The sequence below is a fragment of the Paenibacillus sp. J45TS6 genome, assembly GCF_018403285.1.
Classification (GTDB): Bacteria; Bacillota; Bacilli; order Paenibacillales; family Paenibacillaceae; genus Paenibacillus.
In genome coordinates this window covers 64,056-83,156 of record NZ_BOSJ01000016.1, presented here as the reverse complement: position 1 = coordinate 83,156, position 19,101 = coordinate 64,056, and the positions used below count along the sequence as shown (strand labels likewise).

Annotated in this window: 20 protein-coding genes and 1 riboswitch; of the genes, 14 read left to right on the top strand and 6 right to left on the bottom strand. The window is 40.0% G+C overall.

All coding sequences use genetic code 11. From position 1 onward, the window contains the following. Positions 1–11 precede the first annotated feature (11 nt). Together KJS58_RS19670 and KJS58_RS19665 are read left to right on the top strand one after the other, a co-directional pair. Positions 12–557: a TetR/AcrR family transcriptional regulator gene (locus KJS58_RS19670; RefSeq protein ID WP_213535119.1), complete on the top strand. Its 546-nt coding sequence runs from the start codon at positions 12–14 to the stop codon at positions 555–557. Positions 558–847: 290 nt separating this feature from the next. Continuing rightward, positions 848–1,396 carry a hypothetical protein gene (locus KJS58_RS19665; RefSeq protein ID WP_213535118.1) on the top strand — a complete coding sequence of 183 codons (549 nt, stop codon included), beginning with the start codon at positions 848–850 and terminating at the stop codon, positions 1,394–1,396. Here the strand turns inward: KJS58_RS19665 and KJS58_RS19660 are convergent. Further along, entirely contained in the window at positions 1,393–1,803 is a 411-nt protein-coding gene (locus KJS58_RS19660; RefSeq protein WP_213535117.1) for a GNAT family N-acetyltransferase, read from the bottom strand. The genes KJS58_RS19665 and KJS58_RS19660 overlap by 4 nt on opposite strands. 596 nt (positions 1,804–2,399) lie before the next feature. On the opposite strand from KJS58_RS19660, the gene KJS58_RS19655 reads away from it, so the two are divergent. The 12 genes from KJS58_RS19655 to thpD all read left to right on the top strand — a co-directional run bounded on the left by KJS58_RS19655 (position 2,400) and on the right by thpD (position 12,611). Beyond that, positions 2,400–3,158, top strand: a complete 759-nt coding sequence (locus KJS58_RS19655) for a PEP-utilizing enzyme (RefSeq protein ID WP_213535115.1) — start codon at positions 2,400–2,402, stop codon at positions 3,156–3,158. A gap of 163 nt (positions 3,159–3,321) precedes the next feature. Then, positions 3,322–3,918: a PEP/pyruvate-binding domain-containing protein gene (locus KJS58_RS19650; protein ID WP_213535114.1), complete on the top strand. Its 597-nt coding sequence runs from the start codon at positions 3,322–3,324 to the stop codon at positions 3,916–3,918. Positions 3,919–4,115: 197 nt separating this feature from the next. Next, entirely contained in the window at positions 4,116–4,391 is a 276-nt protein-coding gene (locus KJS58_RS19645) for an HIT domain-containing protein (protein ID WP_249717661.1), read from the top strand. Between the two features lie 195 nt (positions 4,392–4,586). After that, complete coding sequence (locus KJS58_RS19640) at positions 4,587–5,228, top strand: hypothetical protein (RefSeq protein ID WP_213535113.1); 642 nt, start codon at positions 4,587–4,589, stop codon at positions 5,226–5,228. 677 nt (positions 5,229–5,905) lie between these two features. Continuing rightward, a riboswitch (cyclic di-AMP (ydaO/yuaA leader) is annotated at positions 5,906–6,049 on the top strand. Positions 6,050–6,396: 347 nt separating this feature from the next. Further along, a complete protein-coding gene (gene ehuB, locus KJS58_RS19635; RefSeq protein ID WP_374705838.1) occupies positions 6,397–7,251 on the top strand; it encodes an ectoine/hydroxyectoine ABC transporter substrate-binding protein EhuB in 855 nt (284 codons plus the stop codon). Between the two features lies 1 nt (position 7,252). Next, positions 7,253–7,906: an ectoine/hydroxyectoine ABC transporter permease subunit EhuC gene (ehuC, locus tag KJS58_RS19630; RefSeq protein WP_213535112.1), complete on the top strand. Its 654-nt coding sequence runs from the start codon at positions 7,253–7,255 to the stop codon at positions 7,904–7,906. 3 nt (positions 7,907–7,909) lie between these two features. Beyond that, on the top strand, positions 7,910–8,572 hold the full coding sequence (gene ehuD, locus KJS58_RS19625; protein WP_213535110.1) for an ectoine/hydroxyectoine ABC transporter permease subunit EhuD: 663 nt from the start codon (positions 7,910–7,912) through the stop codon (positions 8,570–8,572). A 12-nt stretch (positions 8,573–8,584) separates the two neighbouring features. Then, a complete protein-coding gene (gene ehuA / locus KJS58_RS19620) occupies positions 8,585–9,433 on the top strand; it encodes an ectoine/hydroxyectoine ABC transporter ATP-binding protein EhuA (protein WP_283771309.1) in 849 nt (282 codons plus the stop codon). A 43-nt stretch (positions 9,434–9,476) separates the two neighbouring features. Then, complete coding sequence (gene ectA / locus KJS58_RS19615) at positions 9,477–10,010, top strand: diaminobutyrate acetyltransferase (protein ID WP_213535109.1); 534 nt, start codon at positions 9,477–9,479, stop codon at positions 10,008–10,010. Next, a complete protein-coding gene (gene ectB, locus KJS58_RS19610; protein ID WP_213535108.1) occupies positions 10,007–11,293 on the top strand; it encodes a diaminobutyrate--2-oxoglutarate transaminase in 1,287 nt (428 codons plus the stop codon). Before ectA ends, ectB begins: the two co-directional genes overlap by 4 nt. Positions 11,294–11,296: 3 nt before the next feature. Then, positions 11,297–11,710 (top strand): ectoine synthase, encoded by a 414-nt coding sequence (locus tag KJS58_RS19605; RefSeq protein WP_213535107.1) that lies wholly within the window; start codon positions 11,297–11,299, stop codon positions 11,708–11,710. Beyond that, on the top strand, positions 11,703–12,611 hold the full coding sequence (thpD, locus tag KJS58_RS19600; protein WP_213535105.1) for an ectoine hydroxylase: 909 nt from the start codon (positions 11,703–11,705) through the stop codon (positions 12,609–12,611). Before KJS58_RS19605 ends, thpD begins: the two co-directional genes overlap by 8 nt. A gap of 155 nt (positions 12,612–12,766) precedes the next feature. Here thpD and KJS58_RS19595 read toward each other — a convergent pair whose 3' ends face one another. From KJS58_RS19595 to KJS58_RS19575, 5 genes are all read right to left on the bottom strand, one after another. Continuing rightward, on the bottom strand, positions 12,767–14,005 hold the full coding sequence (locus tag KJS58_RS19595) for a cytochrome P450 (RefSeq protein WP_213535104.1): 1,239 nt from the start codon (positions 14,003–14,005) through the stop codon (positions 12,767–12,769). Positions 14,006–14,008: 3 nt separating this feature from the next. Then, positions 14,009–14,632, bottom strand: coding sequence for a DedA family protein (locus tag KJS58_RS19590; RefSeq protein WP_213535102.1), 624 nt, complete (start codon positions 14,630–14,632; stop codon positions 14,009–14,011). A gap of 45 nt (positions 14,633–14,677) precedes the next feature. Continuing rightward, positions 14,678–15,274 (bottom strand): hypothetical protein, encoded by a 597-nt coding sequence (locus tag KJS58_RS19585; protein ID WP_213535100.1) that lies wholly within the window; start codon positions 15,272–15,274, stop codon positions 14,678–14,680. A gap of 439 nt (positions 15,275–15,713) precedes the next feature. Next, entirely contained in the window at positions 15,714–17,534 is a 1,821-nt protein-coding gene (locus KJS58_RS19580) for an ABC transporter substrate-binding protein (RefSeq protein ID WP_213535099.1), read from the bottom strand. A gap of 43 nt (positions 17,535–17,577) precedes the next feature. Continuing rightward, complete coding sequence (locus KJS58_RS19575) at positions 17,578–19,095, bottom strand: ABC transporter permease (protein WP_213535098.1); 1,518 nt, start codon at positions 19,093–19,095, stop codon at positions 17,578–17,580. Between the last annotated feature and the right edge of the window lie 6 nt (positions 19,096–19,101).

The following is a 19,101-nucleotide window of genomic DNA, read 5'->3' as shown; positions in this document are numbered from 1 at the left end:
TCAATATTTCGATGGAAAATGATACAGAAAGGATAAAATGTAACGTGGATAAAAATGTGAAAAACACTTATGTAAAGAATCAAATTACAAATACACTACTGGATTTGTTGAAAACAAAAGAACTGAAGTCCATCACAATCAGTGATCTTACTTCTGCGGCACAAGTGAGCCGCGTTTCTTTTTACAGGAATTATGATGAAAAAGAAACTGTTCTCAAAGAATATCTCTTTAAATTAATAGAAAAATGGTATAAGGAATTTCAAGAGAGTGGTAGCACATCAGAAGATGAACTTCTGGGGAGTTTGTTTGGTCACTTTAGTAAAAATAAAGACTTCTATCTGTTACTTAGTCAGAGGAAATTATTATATCTTCTAAAGGAGATACTTAAAGAACTCTTTGGACCGAAACCAGAATATCCTAACTTCGGCGCTTATGTGGCAGCTTATTTTTCTTATGGGCTGTTTGGATGGATTGAAGAATGGTTTGCTAGAGGTATGCAAGAAACATCAGAAGAAATGACTATACTTTTGAAAAATCGGGATTTAGATCAGAAATAAGTAAAAGGACAAGAACATATTTCCATTGAAAATCGCTATCTTTAGCGTGATTTTGGTTTTTATCGATACAAAAGTGTTTTCGGATTCAAAGGCAAGAAACTGCGCCGATTACTGATAGAACATGTAAAAAACAATTGTTCTCTTTAAAATCTCATTATGCTAACGGAAAAACGATAGTTTAATTAGAAAAAGTAAGCAACCGATCAATAGACCGGTTGCTTTTTCGTTAGGCTATTCAGCAGATTAGCGTAACTATTATTACCTGTTAAGTGTCTAAGAATCGAGGTGATATGAAGAAAGCTGTTTACATTTTCTTTTTGACAATATTGATTGTGGGCTGTACGCAATCAATTTCTAAGTCACCTGAGACCGAACCTAATTCGGAGGCGGATTATATCAATGTTGGAGATAAACATTATCTCAATGCTTGGGAACTGGCATTGGTCGATACAACAGGAATTTCAGAAATTGGTAAAGTGGAGCGCGGATCAATAATACTAGAAGGTACTCCTGTATTTGAAATTTCAGGGTATCCTGAACATAATGTAGTCGCAGTAAAAGCCGACAGTAATTATGCTGGTTTAGTAACCAATACATCTGGTTATCTCGTCTATGTTCTGCATGAGAAGGATGGCAAATCTCATTATCCCAAGACTCAAGATCAACAACCTAAACAGATCAAAATATTTAGCGGTAGTGAATTACTACGAGAACTAAAAGGAGAAGATTTAAGTTCTTTTCTTGTTTTATTCAACAATCAAGGACCCCACAATGAATTTCACTTTGAAAAGAGACCTGAATACACTGTTCTGTTTATAGGTGATAATGCATTAGGTTAGCTTAAGTTTTTTGTGAGGAGTATTTCCAAAGGTTGTGTATCAATTATTAAGCATCCAGCATCTTGGTAGCCTAGTTTTCTATAAAAATGTTGGGCTCCTTCATCAGCCTGAGTGGATGTCATAATCAGATTGAACCCCTTTTGTTTCATTTGTTTTTCCCAGAAGAGGACAACTTGCTTTCCTGTCCCCTTGTCTCGATATTGTTCATCGACCCAAATCATGTTCATGAAAGGGGTGTTGTCCCAAAAGTAACCATACCGCATCCATCCGATATTACTTTCATCGTGATTTCGCAGAATGTATATCTCATTTCCCTTTATTTTTGACAGTATTAAGCTCTCAGAAATATGAGGGTCACGGTTTCGTATGTATTCATAGTCTGAGTCAGTCGCAAAATCGATCCTCAACTTTATTCCTCCTTTAGGCCACATTAAAATCTAATATTATTCTAACAGAACACAATTAAGCATGGACAATAAAGAACGTCTTTTATTAAACTCTACTACCGTTAACTTAGTACCCTCGACAGTCTAGACCTTTTTTCTTTTGACAGAAAGTGTTCCGTTAGATGATGCACAGTACGAAGATATTGTGTATTAAAAGAAAGCGTACTTGTTCAACTAACGGAAAAACGTTAGTTCAATATGAACAATTAAGCAACTCAATCAAAATCTTTCTTTTTTCTAGTAATTTTATTCAATTTAAACATGTGGTGGGGAATAAAAATTGATAATAAATGATTTAAATCGAGAAATATCATAAAAGAATTATTGACTATAAAATGTATATTATGGTAATTTTGAATTATCAAAAAGGTAAAGGGGGTGAAGTGCAATGAAAACAACTCTAACTATGATCAATAAACAAACAATTAAAAAGTTGTTTCATTGTGCTCATCCTATCGGCGAATGCTTTTCATAATAACTGATACATGTTATCAGTGAAAAGCCAAGACCATGGTTAGGTGTTGCCATGGTTTTTTTGCATTCCATAAAACAATGAAATGGGGAAGATGATCTTCAATACAATTAGAAACGCTTACGGTGAGGTGCTTGAGAGTTTCAAACCGAAATTACGGAATGCTTATCAGAGCATATACAACTACCAGATGGATCGTACAACGTTAAATGAGTCACTAATGCGTGAAGCCATTAACGCAACAAGGGAGATATTAGAGTTCTTTGCAAACTATTTGCCTTATTCAAAGGCCAAATATATATTAGCCCTGAAAAGATTGGATGAAATGGCTCCATTTGACCTAATTATGTGTTTTGATCAAGCGATCTTTGAAATGCATGTGTGGGATACACTATCAGAACTGGGGATCAAAAGAGGGCAATGGGCCAAAGAAAACACTTGGAGCAAGGAGCTTCGCGATTTATTAAATGAACGTCAAGAAGTTCACCAAAAAGATAACAACTTGAATGTTGAAGAAGAATTCCTAATAAGCGGCACCCCAGCATGTAGGGGAAGTGCTCAAGGAAGGGCATGTGTCGCTTTTGATAAAGAACATTTTCATAAAATAAAAAAAGGGGATATTCTTATTACAACGATGACAACTCCCGAATTCATTGAGGTAGCACATCTGATATCAGGTCTCATTACAGACCGTGGCGGAGTCGTTTGCCATGCGGCGATTTTAGCTAGAGAGTTGGGTATTCCTTGTGTCGTAGGTTGTCTAACTGCAACGGAAACCATCAAGGATGGGGATCAAATTCGTTTGGATGCGGTCTCTGGAATTGTATTGAGGGTGATCCATTGAATCGCTATCGATACTTAGTACGATTAGAGGATGCCGTTAATCCGTTTGAATTTGGAGGTAAAGCGGCGCAATTAAATTTTGCTATTAAGCTTAAGCTGCTTGTACCTAAAGGATTGTGCTCTCCGATGCCCGCCTTAATCAATTTGTATCCGGAGAAATCTCCTTGGAAAAAGAGCTGCATCAGCTTCTGAAGCAACTGGGACCTATTGCTGTCAGATCGTCCGCTGTTGGCGAAGATAGTGAGCACCAAAGCTATGCAGGGCAATATATTTCTTGCTTAAACGTCGCTTCTGTCGAAGCGATCGAAAAAGCGATAATTGCTGTCCGAGAATCAGCCTTTTCTAATAGAGTGAAGGTTTACAATGAAAGGTTCGGGATAACGGAAACACCCAAGATGGCAGTCCTTCTTCAAAAAATGGTATCTTCAAGGGTTTCCGGGATCCTTTTCACTCAAGACCCTGTTTCAAAAGCAGATGAGAGAATTATTGAAGCCAGTTGGGGGCTTGGTGAGTCGATTGCATCCGGCCACATTATACCTGACTTTTTTCGATTAAGCAGGTCGGGTCAAATCCTTGAACAAAGGATAGGAAATAAATCCGATTCATGTGCTGACAGGCTTTGTTTGGATGAAATAGAACTTCAAAAGCTTCATCTGTTAGCAACAAGTTGTGAAAATGTATTTGGCAGGAAGCTTGATATCGAGTGGGCAATCGATCAAAATAAACTCTACTTGCTTCAGTGCAGGCCAATAACCTGTTGATACTCTTATCGGAGTAGTACACAAAGACATACGAATAAAACAAAGTAAGCAGCCGACCAATAGTCCGGCTGTTTTTATGTGAGCTAACGGGCAGTAATATAAACTAGGTGTGTGTTAAAATAAGGAAAAAATCGTGGAGGTAAGGTGTATATGTCGGAAGATTTTTATTAAGTGGTCGTACTCCTGTACAAAAGGTATTGGAAACCGATAATGTACTTGCTTTTTATCATACACGTCCATATTATCCAGTACATATTGTGACGATTCCAAAAAGACATATTTCATCACTCATAACTTTAGAAGAAAGGGATAATCCCCTGCTAATTGAACTTATAGATGTAGTTAAGAAGATAGCAATCCAAGTGGTTTCAGAACATGGAGCTTGTAAAATGATAACAAATTTATGGGAATATCAAGACTCAAAACATCTTCATTTCCATGTTGTATTCGGTCAACCATTGACCAAGAGTTGATTAGCTACCAGGAACAGCCATTAATATCAAGCAAGTAGATCGCTTTTATAGCATTTATCTGATATCGCATACGGATTTGGATGAAGATGAATACGTAGACATACACCAGTTGCTTTTGGACAAAGGAATGATCAAATAATAATCTGAAGAAGGCACAAATAGATAAATGCAACTCTTGTATAGAGGAGAAGTATATTGAAACAAATAAGACTAATACTATTAATACTTTTGATGATGTCATTGTTATCAGCATGTTGGAAGAGTGATAACTCAGAAAAGCCCATAGAAACTTCACTAGAAAACCAAACAAAGGGCCAAACAGAAGTCTCAAGTACAATGACTAACATAACTGATTATCAGAATTCAAATGAAAGGTTCTCTTATCTGAAGCAACTGTCGTTAGAGAAGCAGGAAGCCTTTAATAGATTTACAATTGAAAGAGATTTGCAAGAACTTAACAAGTTTACACCTGAGGATATGGTATTGGTTTACCTTTATTGCATTTCAATAGGCGATCCAGACTTGATATATGAGATTACTTATGATGGTGGTTACCTTCCGAATAAAGATGTATTTCGAGAGGATTATTTTGATTATGTAATGATTCATGATTTAGAAAGAGCAATTCAATACAGATATTTTGATTCTATAAAAGTAGAGGAGAGTACGGCTGAGGAAAATCAAGTTACTGTGCTTATAACAGTGGTTTTAGAATCATCAACGTATTCCTTAGCTTTAGGTCTCAAAAAAGAAGATCAGATATGGAAACTTGATATCTACCATTCAATAAAAGAATACAAAAATAAAGCGCTTAAGAATAAAGATGTGATAGATTAACTTGAATATGCGCCTAACGCTAAAATGGAATTGATAGCACCGACATATGCCGTTTTTTTTTGATTGTACGGTATTATTTCCTTTTGACAAGCTGAAACGGTGTAAATCTGATGCTCGTCGCAGCCAAGAAAGAAAAACCACAATAATGAACCTTTGATGTAAAGGTATGGGGTAGGGTATAGACAGCTTTTAGAGCTGTTTCCCCCCTGCAGTTTTATTTATTATGGAGAAGGCTTAATCATAGTTAGTTTTGAACCCCAGATCGGATGAGATGAAAATGTACTTCTGATCAGCTGCTCGGCTTCTTCACATGCACGTTGTATGAGCAGTTCACCAAAAAGCATCATCCTCTTTCATTGAGGAAACGTTCCTCTGAACAGCAATAAACAGTTTTTAAAAAGAAATTTATTAGGCTGGATTTTCGTCTTCTTGACCCGAATTCTAAAGTGAATAAAAAGACGTAAAGTAGAGTCTCCTTTTATTATTCTCCCCCTTCAATAAATGCTTGCTATATAGCTGAATTCTCTCTGTTTATAGTTTGTCTAATACAACGTTTAAAATGACGTAAAAGCACATGAAAAATTCAGTTATTATCCAATATTTAAACCTAGTTAAAACAATTGATTATCACCAAAAATACTCATAACTGGTTTGACATTTCCAAAATATCCCTTTATTATGGACTCACGCTTAGTTTTCAGGAAGCACTTTCTGGAGAGCGGGGGAACCAGTTTTCAGGGGCGAGTCACATGAATCCATGTGTAGGGTACCATCTTACCCGAGTCCGTCAGCTAACCTCGTCAGCAGTGGATGGGTCCTTTAATACATACATAATAAATTCACATAACAAAGGCCCTTTATTCATTAATTATAGGGGCCTTTGTCTTTGTTTACTGACCCCTGCTGGCGGAGCTATGTCTTCATCCCCTGTTTGGAGGTCTTTTTTCGTTTACTAAGGCAATGCTTTCTAAGGGGTACATATTTTGACAAGTGAAGATGTGCTTGAGTTGGAGGGGAGGTACGGAGCACACTTGGGTCAAGTTTTCTGTTTCAAGTAAGCAGATAAAGACATTTTCGAGCATTAAATCCAAGTAAAAATGTATGTTTACTTGGTGTATTAGTTGTGTCATTTTTTATAATCTAGAAACGGAGAAAGGTTGTGGAATGCTTGAGAAAAGTTTTAGTTCTAGTGATGTCCTTGATCTTCGTAATATCTCTAGCGGCATGTAGTAAAAGTGGGAGTCCGCTGGACGAGGCGATCGAGAGAGGTTATATCACCGTAGGATTTGCAAATGAAAAGCCATACGCATACAAAGAGGCTGATGGAACACTAACAGGAGAAGCCGTTGAAATAGCTCGTGTAATTCTAGAGCGGCTAGGCGTGAAGGAGATGAGAGGTGAGCTGACAGAGTTTGGTTCATTAGTAGCCGGCTTACAAGCTAAAAGGTTCGATCTTATTACAGCGGGAATGTTTATCAATCCTAATCGCTGTTCTGCAGTCTTATTCGCGGACCCAGAGTATAGCATTGGAGAAGCACTTGCAGTTAAGCAGGGGAATCCGCTAGAACTTGTAAGTTACGAAGGTATCGCGAGTAACGGGGAAGCAAAAGTCGCTGTCATGACTGGTGCCGTTGAAATCGAGTATTTAGAAAAGTCTGGTATTCCCTCGGATCGCATTATTCAAGTTCCTGACCAAGCTTCAGCTATTAGCGCACTTCAAGCTGACCGGGTGCAGGCTATAACGATGACGGGGCCATCACTTCAGGCAATGCTCGAATCGGCCAATGATAATAAAATTGAGCGTGTTGCTGACTTCACCCAACCTACAGTTGATGGTGAGAGTGTTCGCGGATATGGGGCGACAGCTTTTCGTCAAGCAGACACTGAATTTCAAGAGGCATATAATGCAGAGCTTCAAAAAATGAAAGACTCAGGCGAGTTACTCGAAATATTGCAAAAGTTTGGATTCACAGAGGATGAGCTTCCAGGCGATATGACAGCTGCTGCGCTTTGCGGAGAATAACATGCCGAATTCATGGATTGATTTTCTTCCTTCGTTATTAAAAGGAGCGGAAATCACGATCTTGGTTGCTTTTTTCTCATCCATATTAGCAATCATCGTGTCCTTTATTGCCGGTTTACTCAGGCTATCGAAACTTTGGATTCTACGTACCATTTCAGCGATTTATGTTGAGGTCTTTCGCGGAACTTCCCTGCTGGTTCAATTATTCTGGTTATACTTTGCTCTTCCATTTATCGGTATTGAGCTTCCGAAGATGTTAGCAGCTATTCTTGCCATAGGACTTAACTTCGGAGCATACGGATCAGAAATCGTCCGAAGCGCAGTGCTTGCAGTTCCAAAAGGACAGACGGAGGCTGCTATAGCACTAAATATGAAACCCTGGCAAAGGTTATCTCATGTCATTCTTCCTCAAGCTTCACTACAAATGCTGCCTTCTTTCGGGAACCAGATGGTGGAATTGATTAAGTCAACCTCTCTCGTCTATTTCATTACGATGGCAGATCTCACCTATCAGGCGATGGTGCTTCGTAATAACTATATCTCCTTTACAACGGAGATCTTGGTACTGCTTCTGTTGATGTATTTTGTTATAGCTACACTTGTTTCTATTGCTGTTCGGTTACTTGAACGGAAATTGACAACGGGGAGGCTATAACAAATGTGGAATTGGGATTATGTATTTGATATTTTGCCGCAGTTACTTGGGGCATTAAAAATGACGGTGTTGATTACGATCTGTGCCTTTGTACTGGCATTATTCGTAGGTTTACTTCTCGCATTTATGGCACGAAGTCGATTTAAACCTCTATCGTTAGTGACAAAAGGAGTTATAGAGTTCATACGTAACACACCTCTGCTTGTTCAAGTGTTCTTTCTTTATTACAGTCTGCCGTTACTTATGGGTATTTCCATTCCGGCTTTTTATACGGGGGTCATAGCACTCGGACTTCATTACAGCACGTACCTCTCAGAGGTATATCGTTCTGGCATCGAGGCTGTTCCAAAAGGTCAATGGGAAGCGGCAAAAGCACTGAATTATACGAAAACTCAAACTTGGAAGAAAATTATTCTACCTCAAGCGATTCCACCAATCATACCCGTACTTGGGAATTATCTAATTGTTATGTTCAAAGAGACACCCATTCTATGTGCAATTACGTTGGTTGAGCTTATGCTCACAGCCAAGAATATCGTGTCTTTATCCTTCCGAGCTTTTGAGCCGTATACATTAGTCGGTGTATTGTTCTTCATTATTAGTTACATCGCTTCATTACTCGTGCAACAGCTGGAGAAGCGCATGAATTTACAAAGGGGAAGATAAGGAGGGATCGATATGAACACGGTATTTGAACGTGAGGAAACGGAAGTTTCTGCACAAGAAAAGAAGAATCAAGTAATACCGGATACATCTCCTATTGTGAAATACACAGGTGTGACGAAATCATTTGGAAATGTAGAAGTGCTAAATGGTATTGATTTGGAGATGCAGCCGGGAGAAAAGGTCGCTGTTATTGGTCCAAGCGGATCAGGCAAAACAACCATGGGACGCATGCTGATGACACTTGAAGAACCGACCAGTGGAACGATTGAAGTAGATGGAGAACTTCTGTGGCATATGGAGCATAAGGGGGGAATTGTTCGCGCAAACGAAAAGCATCTGCACCGAATGCGGTGCAATGTAGGTATGGTGTTCCAGCATTTTAATCTATTTCCTCATATGAATGTGATGCGCAATGTGACAGAGGCTCCACGTAAAGTGCTTGGCTTAAGCAAAGAAGAAGCAGAGGAACGCGCAGTTACGATGCTTACTAAGGTTGGTCTGGAAGATAAGTTCAAGATGTATCCATCCAAGTTATCCGGTGGACAGAAACAACGTGTTGCCATTGCAAGGGCTCTTGTAATGCGACCTAAAGTGATGGTGTTTGACGAGGTAACTTCAGCCCTTGATCCTGAGCTCGTGGGTGAGGTGCTAGAGGTAATCCGCGAAATCGCTGAAGAAGGAGAGATGGCGATGATGTTGATTACACACGAAATGGAATTTGCCAAAGAAATTGCAGACCGAGTGATTTTCGGTGCTGATGGAAAAATCGTGGAACAAGGAACACCGGAAGAGATATTTGATAACCCACAAAGTGATCGATTACAGAGCTTTCTGCAGCGTTTTCGTTCTTCAGGAAATTAACATGAACCAAAAAAATGATTATAGAAGGGGGGACATCATTAAGATGGCAGTGAACACGGAAACCGAGATCATATACCGTAATCCGGTAGCAAAAGACGGAGCCAGCGTATGGGAACTCATCCGAGATACAGAAACGCTCGATCTAAACTCACCCTACTGTTACATGCTGCTCGGGGATTATTTTAATGATACCTGTATGATTGCGGAACATGAGGGAGACATCATCGGATTTATTTCAGCATTTCGATCACCACGTAATCAAGATCGGCTGTTTGTATGGCAGGTCGCAGTAGCTCGGACACACCAAAGGCAAGGGATAGCAAAGAACATGCTGACCTATCTTTTGAAACAAAAAGCGTGCCACGGCGTGCGTTTTATTGAAGCGACCATCTCACCTTCGAATAAGGCATCGCACCGGTTATTCCTGAGCTTTGCTGAGGAGAGATCAATTCCGAGTACCGTTACTGCAGGGTATGGTGCAGATATGTTCCCAGATCGTTCGAATCATGAGGATGAGCCATTGTTTGTTATCGGACCAATCATCAATGAAATGGAAACAATTGGAGGGGTATTATGAATAATCAACTTTTAGAATTGCCAGAACTTAATGTGTTTAACGATCTTGAATCTGAAGTGAGAAGTTATTGCCGAAACTTTCAAACGGTATTCGAGAAGGCAAAAAACGCTCAATTGTGGGATCGAAATGGAAATAAATATATTGATTTCTTTGCAGGTGCAGGTGCTTTGAACTACGGCCATAATAATGAGCAGATTCGTGAAAAGCTGATTGACTATATGATGCAGGATGGCATTACACATAGTCTTGATATGGCAACAAACGCGAAAGAAACATTTCTAACTCAATTTCAGGAGGTGATCCTGAAGCCGCGTGGCTGGAATCATAAGGTGATGTTCCCAGGACCAACGGGAACGAATGCTGTAGAAGCTGCGCTGAAGATAGCAAGGAAAGTTACAGGACGTTCGACTATTCTTTCGTTTACAAATGCGTTTCACGGTATGACGCTTGGATCGCTCGCTGTGACAGGAAACTCATTCAAGCGGGAAGGAGCGGGTATAGCTCTTACTCACTCAGTATTTATGCCCTATGACGGCTATTATGGAGATGACGTAGATACACTCGCATATATCAAGAAACTACTTGATGATCCTGGAAGCGGTGTTCCTATTCCAGCAGCTGTTATTGTAGAAGCTCTGCAAGGAGAGGGGGGCCTGAATTCTGCGAGTCGAGATTGGTTAAAGGGTCTAGAGCAGCTCTGTAAGGAAAGAGATATTTTACTCATTCTTGATGATGTTCAGATGGGCTGTGGTAGAACGGGGCCGTTCTTCAGCTTCGATGATGCCGGTATCGAGCCGGATATTATATGTCTATCGAAATCTATTGGTGGCTTTGGTCTTCCGATGGCTATTACATTATTGAAACCAGAGATCGATGTGTGGGAACCAGGTGAGCATAACGGAACTTTCCGAGGTAATAATCTAGGATTCATTGCTGCTACGGAAGCACTTAATTATTGGAAGACGAAGGACTTTCAGCTTGATGTAGAGATTAGAGCGAAGATTATTCGCAAAGTTTTGGAGGATATTCCAGTGAAGTATCCGGAGTTTCGTGGTGAAACTCGAGGCAGAGGTCTAATACAAGGTTTTGCATTTGAAAGACAGGAGCTCGCTGGAAGACTCTCTGAAATCGCTTTCGATCATGGGCTGATTATGGAAACATCAGGTCCGCATAGTGAAGTAGCGAAGTTAATGCCACCACTGACCATTGAACTCGATACATTAAAAGAAGGATTGAAAGTACTGGAGCGTAGTTTGGAACAATTATCTGTAGAGGAGAGATGAATCATGATTGTTAAACATTTAGAAGAGATTATTCATACGAAGGATGATATTGATACCACGACATGGAACTCGAGAAGATTGCTCCTAACCAAAGATGAGATGGGTTTTTCCTTGAATGACACACTTATTAAAGCGGGAACTGAAACACTGATCTGGTACAAAAACCATGTTGAAGCTGTGTATTGTATTGAAGGAGAAGGTGAGATTGAAATCATCGGCGGGAAAACATATCAAATCTCTCCAGGGATGATGTATGCCCTTGATGGACATGAGAAGCATTATTTGAGGGCTCGGACTCAAATGCGAATGATATGTGTGTTTAATCCGCCACTAACAGGTGCGGAAGTTCATGATGAAGAAGGAACATACCCGCTGCTTTCCCAAATTTCGAAGAAAAGGAGAGATAACGATGAGTAATAATCATATATCCACACTGCAAGAAAAAGAGGTAGACGTCTATCCTTCAAGAATTCATTCCGAGCCTCGAATTTTGAAGAGACAGGACCCAGTTGTTCACTCTGAATGGAATACGAGTTCACCCGTAACGAAAGAACAATCCGATTTTTATGAGCATCATGGATATCTGTTTCTAGAAGGATTTTTAAATCAGGAAGAACTAATCCATTACCAAAAAGAAGCACGAGATTTGCAGATTACAGCTAGGCAATCGGAGAGCGATCAGATTATTCGGGAACCTGAGGGCAACGAAGTGCGATCTGTTTTTGCCATCCATGAGACTAAGCCCGTATTTCAGAAGCTATCTCAAGACCCGAAACTACTTAGCATCGTGGAGTACTTGCTTGGAAGCAAGACGTATATCCATCAATCGCGCATTAATTATAAGCCGGGTTTTACGGGCAAAGAATTTTACTGGCATTCGGATTTTGAAACTTGGCATGTGGAGGATGGTATGCCTCGAATGAGAGCATTAAGCTGTTCTATTGCACTCGAAGATAACTTTCATTTCAATGGACCTCTTATGGTTGTCCCGGGGTCACATAAAGAGTTCGTGGCTTGTGTAGGTAAGACGCCAGATAATCATTTCAAAGATTCCTTGCGTAAGCAAGAATATGGAGTCCCTGACCATGACAACCTGGCTCGTATGGTAAAGGAAGGCGGAATTGATACACCTGTCGGTAGGGCGGGTTCGATCGTATTATTCGATTGCAACATTATGCATGGTTCGAATAGTAATATCACGCCTTTCCCTCGGAGCAACATATTTATGGTATATAACAGTGTTGAGAATAAGCTGGTTCAGCCATATTCTGGTCAACAGGCAAGACCAAGTTATATCGCTAACCGAGAAAATAAATAGATTTCATTAAAAAGATAGGTATCCTTATAATAGGACCTATCTTTTTTATATATTGTGATCAACAGAATATCTTGATCATCGCCTAAAACAATCGTTGTTTTCAAATAACAAAAAAGCTGAGAGCCTTTATGAAATAGGCTTTCAGCTTTTTACGATTACAGTTTCACATGAAGTGCTTCAAGTCCGCGGAACAAAATTTGATTTCGCCATATTGGCGTAGGCCCGGAGAACCTAAGGGCAGGGTACTGCTTCAACAATACCTGAAAAGCGGTGATTGCTTCGAGTCTTGCCAGCGGAGCACCAATACAGAAATGGGGCCCAGTGGCAAACGACAGATGCCGATTTTTCTTTCGCGTAATATCGAAATAATCCGGATCACTAAAAATGGCAGGATCTCGGTTAGCTGCACTTAGGGATACGAATACTTCTTGTCCCCGTCTAATTAGCGTATCGCCAAGCAGAATATCTTCACCAGCTGTTCGATTGGTAAACTGGACAGGACTTTCATATCTTAGGATTTCTTCTACCGCAGATGGAATTAATTCTTGCTGATCATGCAAAAGCGTGTAAGATTCAGGGTGTTCGATAAAGAGTTTCATTCCGTTACCGATGAGATTGACCGTTGTTTCATGACCAGCCACAAGAAGTAAAATACAGTTATTGATGAGTTCCTCTTCCGACAACAAGTGTTCTTTATTTTCCACATGAATGAGTTCGCTTATGATATCTTCTTTTGGATTTCGCGCGCGCGCTCTTACCTGTTGACGGAAATAGTCTCGAATCTCTGCCGCAGCAAGATCGCCTTCATCAAGCTGTTCTTCGGATATGAAGGTAACATCAAGGAGTCTCGCTAAAGAATTGGACCATCTTTTAAAAATATTCCGATCTTCTTGCGGAACACCCAGCATATCTGCAATGACCATAACGGGAAGAGGAAAAGCAAAATCATGAATAAATTCGGGATTCGTTTCTTTCAGCATATCTGCTGCCAAGTTTTCAGCAATAGATCGAATTCGAGGTTTGCTCTGTTCCAGTGTCTTTGGAGTAAATGCGTAAGCAACGTGACTCCGAAGCCGGGTATGGGTCGGAGGATCACGGAATAACATCCAGTCTTGCACCAGCTCATTTATATTTCGCCACCTAGGAGGATCCATAACCACCGGTTCTGCTTCAATCCTGCTTCGCTCCCGAATAAACGTAGGACTTTTTAGAATGAACTGAACATGTTCATGTTTTGAGATAATCCAAGTGTTTCGCTCTTTTATATAGTAAGCCGGATGATCTTGAAGCATTTTCGTGTAAAAAGGGTACGGATCTTGATGAATTAATGGGTCATAGGCATTGAAAAAAGCGGTAATCTCCTGTTCAGTGAGATCTTGACTGGAATTTTTCAAGCGTTATTTCCTCCCAGAAATGGTTTTATGATGCTGTTTGCTGCGAGATGATCGGTATAGTAAATAAAGCAATAAGCATACAATGAGGGCAACAACAAGAATCGTTCCATAATGCTCAATCATCGTGCCAATTTCCATAATCTGATCTTTCACGACAATACCTAATAGAAAATAGACCAGTGTCCATAAAAAAGCAGAAGGGTAGGCGTATAGAGCAAATTTTCGATAAGACATCTTGTTCATTCCTGCAACGTACATCGTAATATGCCGAAGAAAAGGTAAACACAGACTCATACCAATGGCATAACCACCGTATTTATCAAACCATTTTTCCGAGATTGTAAAATAACGCTCGGTTTTGGGTGACTTCTGCATACTTCGGAATAATCTTGTCTTGATAAAAAAACGACCTACCACATAACTGAAGGTCATGGCTGAACAGATTCCGAGGCTCACGGCGAGATAAGCGAAAGGGTAATAGAGGATTCCTGCAGCAGATAATGTACCTGCCGTCATGAGAACAACCTCATTAGGAATCGGAAGACCGATCAGCCCCAAACACAATACTAAAAACAAAGCAATGTAGCCGAAATGATCAATAAATTCTAGTAAAAAATCATAAACCATCGTTAATTGACATCCTATCCGCCCATATTGCAAAATACAACACGGCTATGAAATAATATGCGCCTTTACTCGATCCATCGATGTTGTCATCGTTCGAACAGATCGTTCACTGGACTCGCATGTATAATCCCATAAACTGCCTCGATACACTTCTTTCAGAATTTCTGTTTTCTCAAAATCACCGGGTGTAACGAGATGGGCCGGCTTACGTACCGGCAGAGCTCCTCCGTGTCCTAGAACAGTAGAGACAAATTGGGAGCAAAAATAAGCATTCTCCCTGCGGAGTTCAACGTTGAGCATAACCCCAATCAGGCCAAGAAGATGATATTTATATGTATGCTGTCTCTTCATCATGTCCCGAACAAGATGGTGCATCTGATTATACTGCTCAGAGGTCACGGTTAAAGTGTATATAGCGCAGTGAGATGAATGAAAAAATGGTGAGCTGTAATCTTCCCGGACAAGTCCTGCCAGAAAAGGATTCGCTGCATTTTTACGTCCAAAACTATATACCTCTTTTAGCTCTGGGTCAAATGCAATGGATGCATGATTAAGAGACGCTTTCGTATAAAATTGTATCAGTTTCGATAAATACGTACCTGTCGAAGTCAGAACGATATAAACAACTCTATTCGCTGACATGTTTCTTTTCCCCTCCAAAAACAACGTTACCTTATTCTATCTTGCTAGCTAACTAAATAAAACATGCTAGGGTAGTAATCTACATCTTGACTATAGTCTATATGAAACCTGGTCTTAGGACTAGGAAGGTGACAAGATTGTGTTTTTATCCCACATTCTGTAATATTTATCGCTTTGATTCTTACTACCATGTATACGTGAATGTTAACAATCATATGCTGGGCAGGAATTTACATTTTTCAGCAGACGGAGGGTATCTTTTCACCAATCAATAATAATTACTTTATTGAAATATTACTAGTACTATTTTCTTATCAAAAAAGCGCCTCCCGTGTTTGACTTATGTCAACAACGAAAGACGCAGCTTTTTAAACATGTGAATGATGTAAGTTCATCTACAATAATGAACAGGGCCTTTTTTTGAATTAAAACATAGGTATTACTTACTTTCCTGGTATTTAGCCAGATATTGTTTTACTTTTGCGGGATCAGAAACGAGTTCATTACCCGTTTTAACGATAGGACTAACCGTGGATACAGCTTTAAATTTATTATTATTGTAGAATGACAAAATTTCATCTTGATTAATGGAGTAAAGGATCGCTTTTCTTAAATCTTCGCTTTCTGCAACATCTCGGCCTTTTGTATTAAACAATAAGTAGCTGACTCCATTGCTTTCGAGGGTTTGCAATTGCAGTTTACTATCTTGTTTAACCAGATCATATTTGGTTTCAGGAACACCGTAGTACATATGGATTTCTCCGCTGCGCAGGGCAGATAAAGCATTGTCAGCATCTTTAATGAATTTTACTTTAATCTCAGAAATCTTCGGCTCATTCTCTGTACCCGTCATATAACCTGGGTTTTTATAAAATACAGCTTCATAATCATTTTTGGAAGACAAAATGTAAGGACCGCTTGCATACAGCGTATTATTGTAAGAACTTCCTTCCGTTACTGTATTTTGATCTCCGTAAGGGATATCTTTATTCACGTCAAAGTTTGCTACATCATACGTATTAATGCTTTCTACCTGCTTTTTAGAAACAATTCCAGCAGACTGGTGAGCCAAATAGTTCAATACTTGCGGGAAAGGTTCGGTTGTTGTGACTTTCACAACTTGATATTTACCTGATTTATGATCTGCTTGTGTCTTATCACTAACGAGCTGTGTAATTCCTTGATCTAAACCTTGATTCAGCACATCAATAATGGGATTCCCTGATCCCGCTTGTTTGATGGATTCAAGTGAGCTTAGATCCGTAACGATTTCAGCATCTTTAATATGTTCATGCAAGGAGTAGGTACGGTGATCGGGTACCGAGTTTTGATCTTTAGCTCGGTTTAAAGAGAAGATGACATCCTCAGCACCAACACGCTCACCGGAGTCTTCCGCTTTTTTATCAGTAATTTTCGCAAAGTTAATGTCGTCACGCAGAACAAAGTAATAGTCTGAATTGCCAGCAGCAATTCCATGATTCAATGAAAGAGATCCTTCAGAAGTAATCTGGTCATCATCCGTTAGATTAACAAGACGAACATACATATTGGTATTGATTGCGTTGATCGAACCATCATTACCTTTAATCGGATCGAGTGAAGTTAGAGTCGAAGCTGCCTGAGTCAGAAGAAGCGGTTCTGTCGTATTTTTGGAAGCATCGTTAAACTCTATAGATTCCCATACTTGGGAACGAGATTTAGACAAGCGAATCGTATCTGGATTCAGTACATCCTTGTTAAATCCTTGGCTTTTTAGAGAAATATAGAGTGGAGCGATATAAGCTTTATCAAAAACAAGATAGTCTTCGAGTTTTTTATACGTTTCTGTATACTCTTCAGGTGTTTCTGTCGCAGCCTGGTCGATGAGTTTGTCGACCTCAGGATCAGCTAGTTTACTGTAATCACCGCCCGTTTTAAAAAGAGAACGGACCGCGTAGTCCGGGTTACCCGTTACAGTAGTCCAGCCTGAGAGTGAAATATCATAGTTGCCTGCATCTTCTTGTGCTTTAAAACTGCCGTAATCCGGCTGGAGATTCAGTTTCACATTAAAACCGTTTTTAATGAGCTGATCTCGAATGATATTTACATCGGATTCGTTACTGCTCATGGCTAACAGTTCAATATCGACAGGCTTAAGATCAGTGGTAGTCGTATTCTCAGCAGGTTCACTTTCTCCTGCTACATCCGATTTCGTATTCACATTGCAGCCGGATATAACCAGGATCAGGACAAGGAATAGGGGTAAAAGTGCTTTTTTCAAGTGAAATCCTCCTTAAGTTTGATATCAAGTTGTATTTTGTGAATTAATCAATTTTTGGATCGAGTGCATCTCGAAGTCCATCACCTAGAAAGTTAAAAGATAATACAAGTGCTACAATCGCAAGACCTGGGTAGATTGCCAGGTAGGAATGCGATTCCAGATAGGTGCTGCCGACTTTGAGGATATTCCCCCATTCAGGAATATGCGGTTCAACCCCAAGCCCCAAATAACTCAGACTGCTGGTCGCAATGACGGCACCGCCAATAGTTAAGGTTGATTTGACAATCATCGGTGCAAAGGAATTCGGTACAATGTGTCTGAAAATAATGGATAGATTACTTGATCCGAAAGCCCGAGCCGCATCAACGTATTCATAATTAGAGACCATGAGGACATTCGCTCGCATCGTTCTCGCATAAGTAGGAATGGAGCCAACGCTGAGTGCAAGAATGAGATTGGTTGTATTTGCGCCAAACGCAGCAATGATCGCAATCGCAAGCAGTATACCTGGGATGGCATACAGCACATCCAGCAGTCGCATGATGATGTTGTCGGTATAGCGCCCATAGTAACCGGCAAATGCTCCAAGTATTTCGCCTATAATAACCGGAATTAAGGTAGAGATAAATCCAACCACGAGAGAGATCCTTGCTCCAAATACAATACGAGAAAATAGATCTCGACCGAAATGATCTGTACCCAGCGGGTAAGCAAGATTCGGTGTTTGGAGGATCACACTGTAGTTATTTTGGACTGCCATATCGTAGTCAAACGTAAAGTAGCTGGATACGGATATGGCGAACATAAATACGATGAAAAAAAGTCCGAACATGGAGCTGTAATTCCTCGTAATTTTGCCCCAGATTCGTTCCCAGTTACCAGACCCTGGGTTCAGTGTTTGGCGTATTTTGAAGATCAAGTCAAGACCAAGTAATAAAGCAAACAGGTTTCCTGTAATACTTGTCAGCATTAGCGGAATCGCTATGTAGATCATCCATTTAGGAGCCTGACGGCGGTCCACAAACACAGCCACAAGGACTAAGGTGATTAAATAAAACACGGTAATGCCGACCAAAACAAACATGGATGGTAAAAAGGTATCCGTCACATAAGGTTTAAACAAGTTTAGTGAGGATACAGCGATGACACAAATCTGGGTTACAAGCAAGTAGATCGCGAGCGTATACTCGCTTGTTGTTTTCTTTTTAATGAAATGTAAGCCAAAAATTGCAGTAAAGAGATTACCGGTGACGATCGATAACACTTGCACATAACCGAGCCGTCTTGTCGCAGATCTAATCTCGCCATACGTCAGTACATCCCGCCGAATAAACCAAGTAATCAGAACTTGAATTATCGTAAACAGCGCGTAGACGGCAAATACAGTGAATAGAGCAGGCTTAATGGTTCTATTTGCAAAATCATAACTGCTTCCAAGGAAAACCACAGTTATCAATAAAGAGACAACCCATATAAATTGAGACTGCATATACTCGGGTGACCATTTTAACTGCTGACTCTTTTCGATTCTAGGAGTCTTTTGTTCAGTAAGAGTAGACATGTCAGC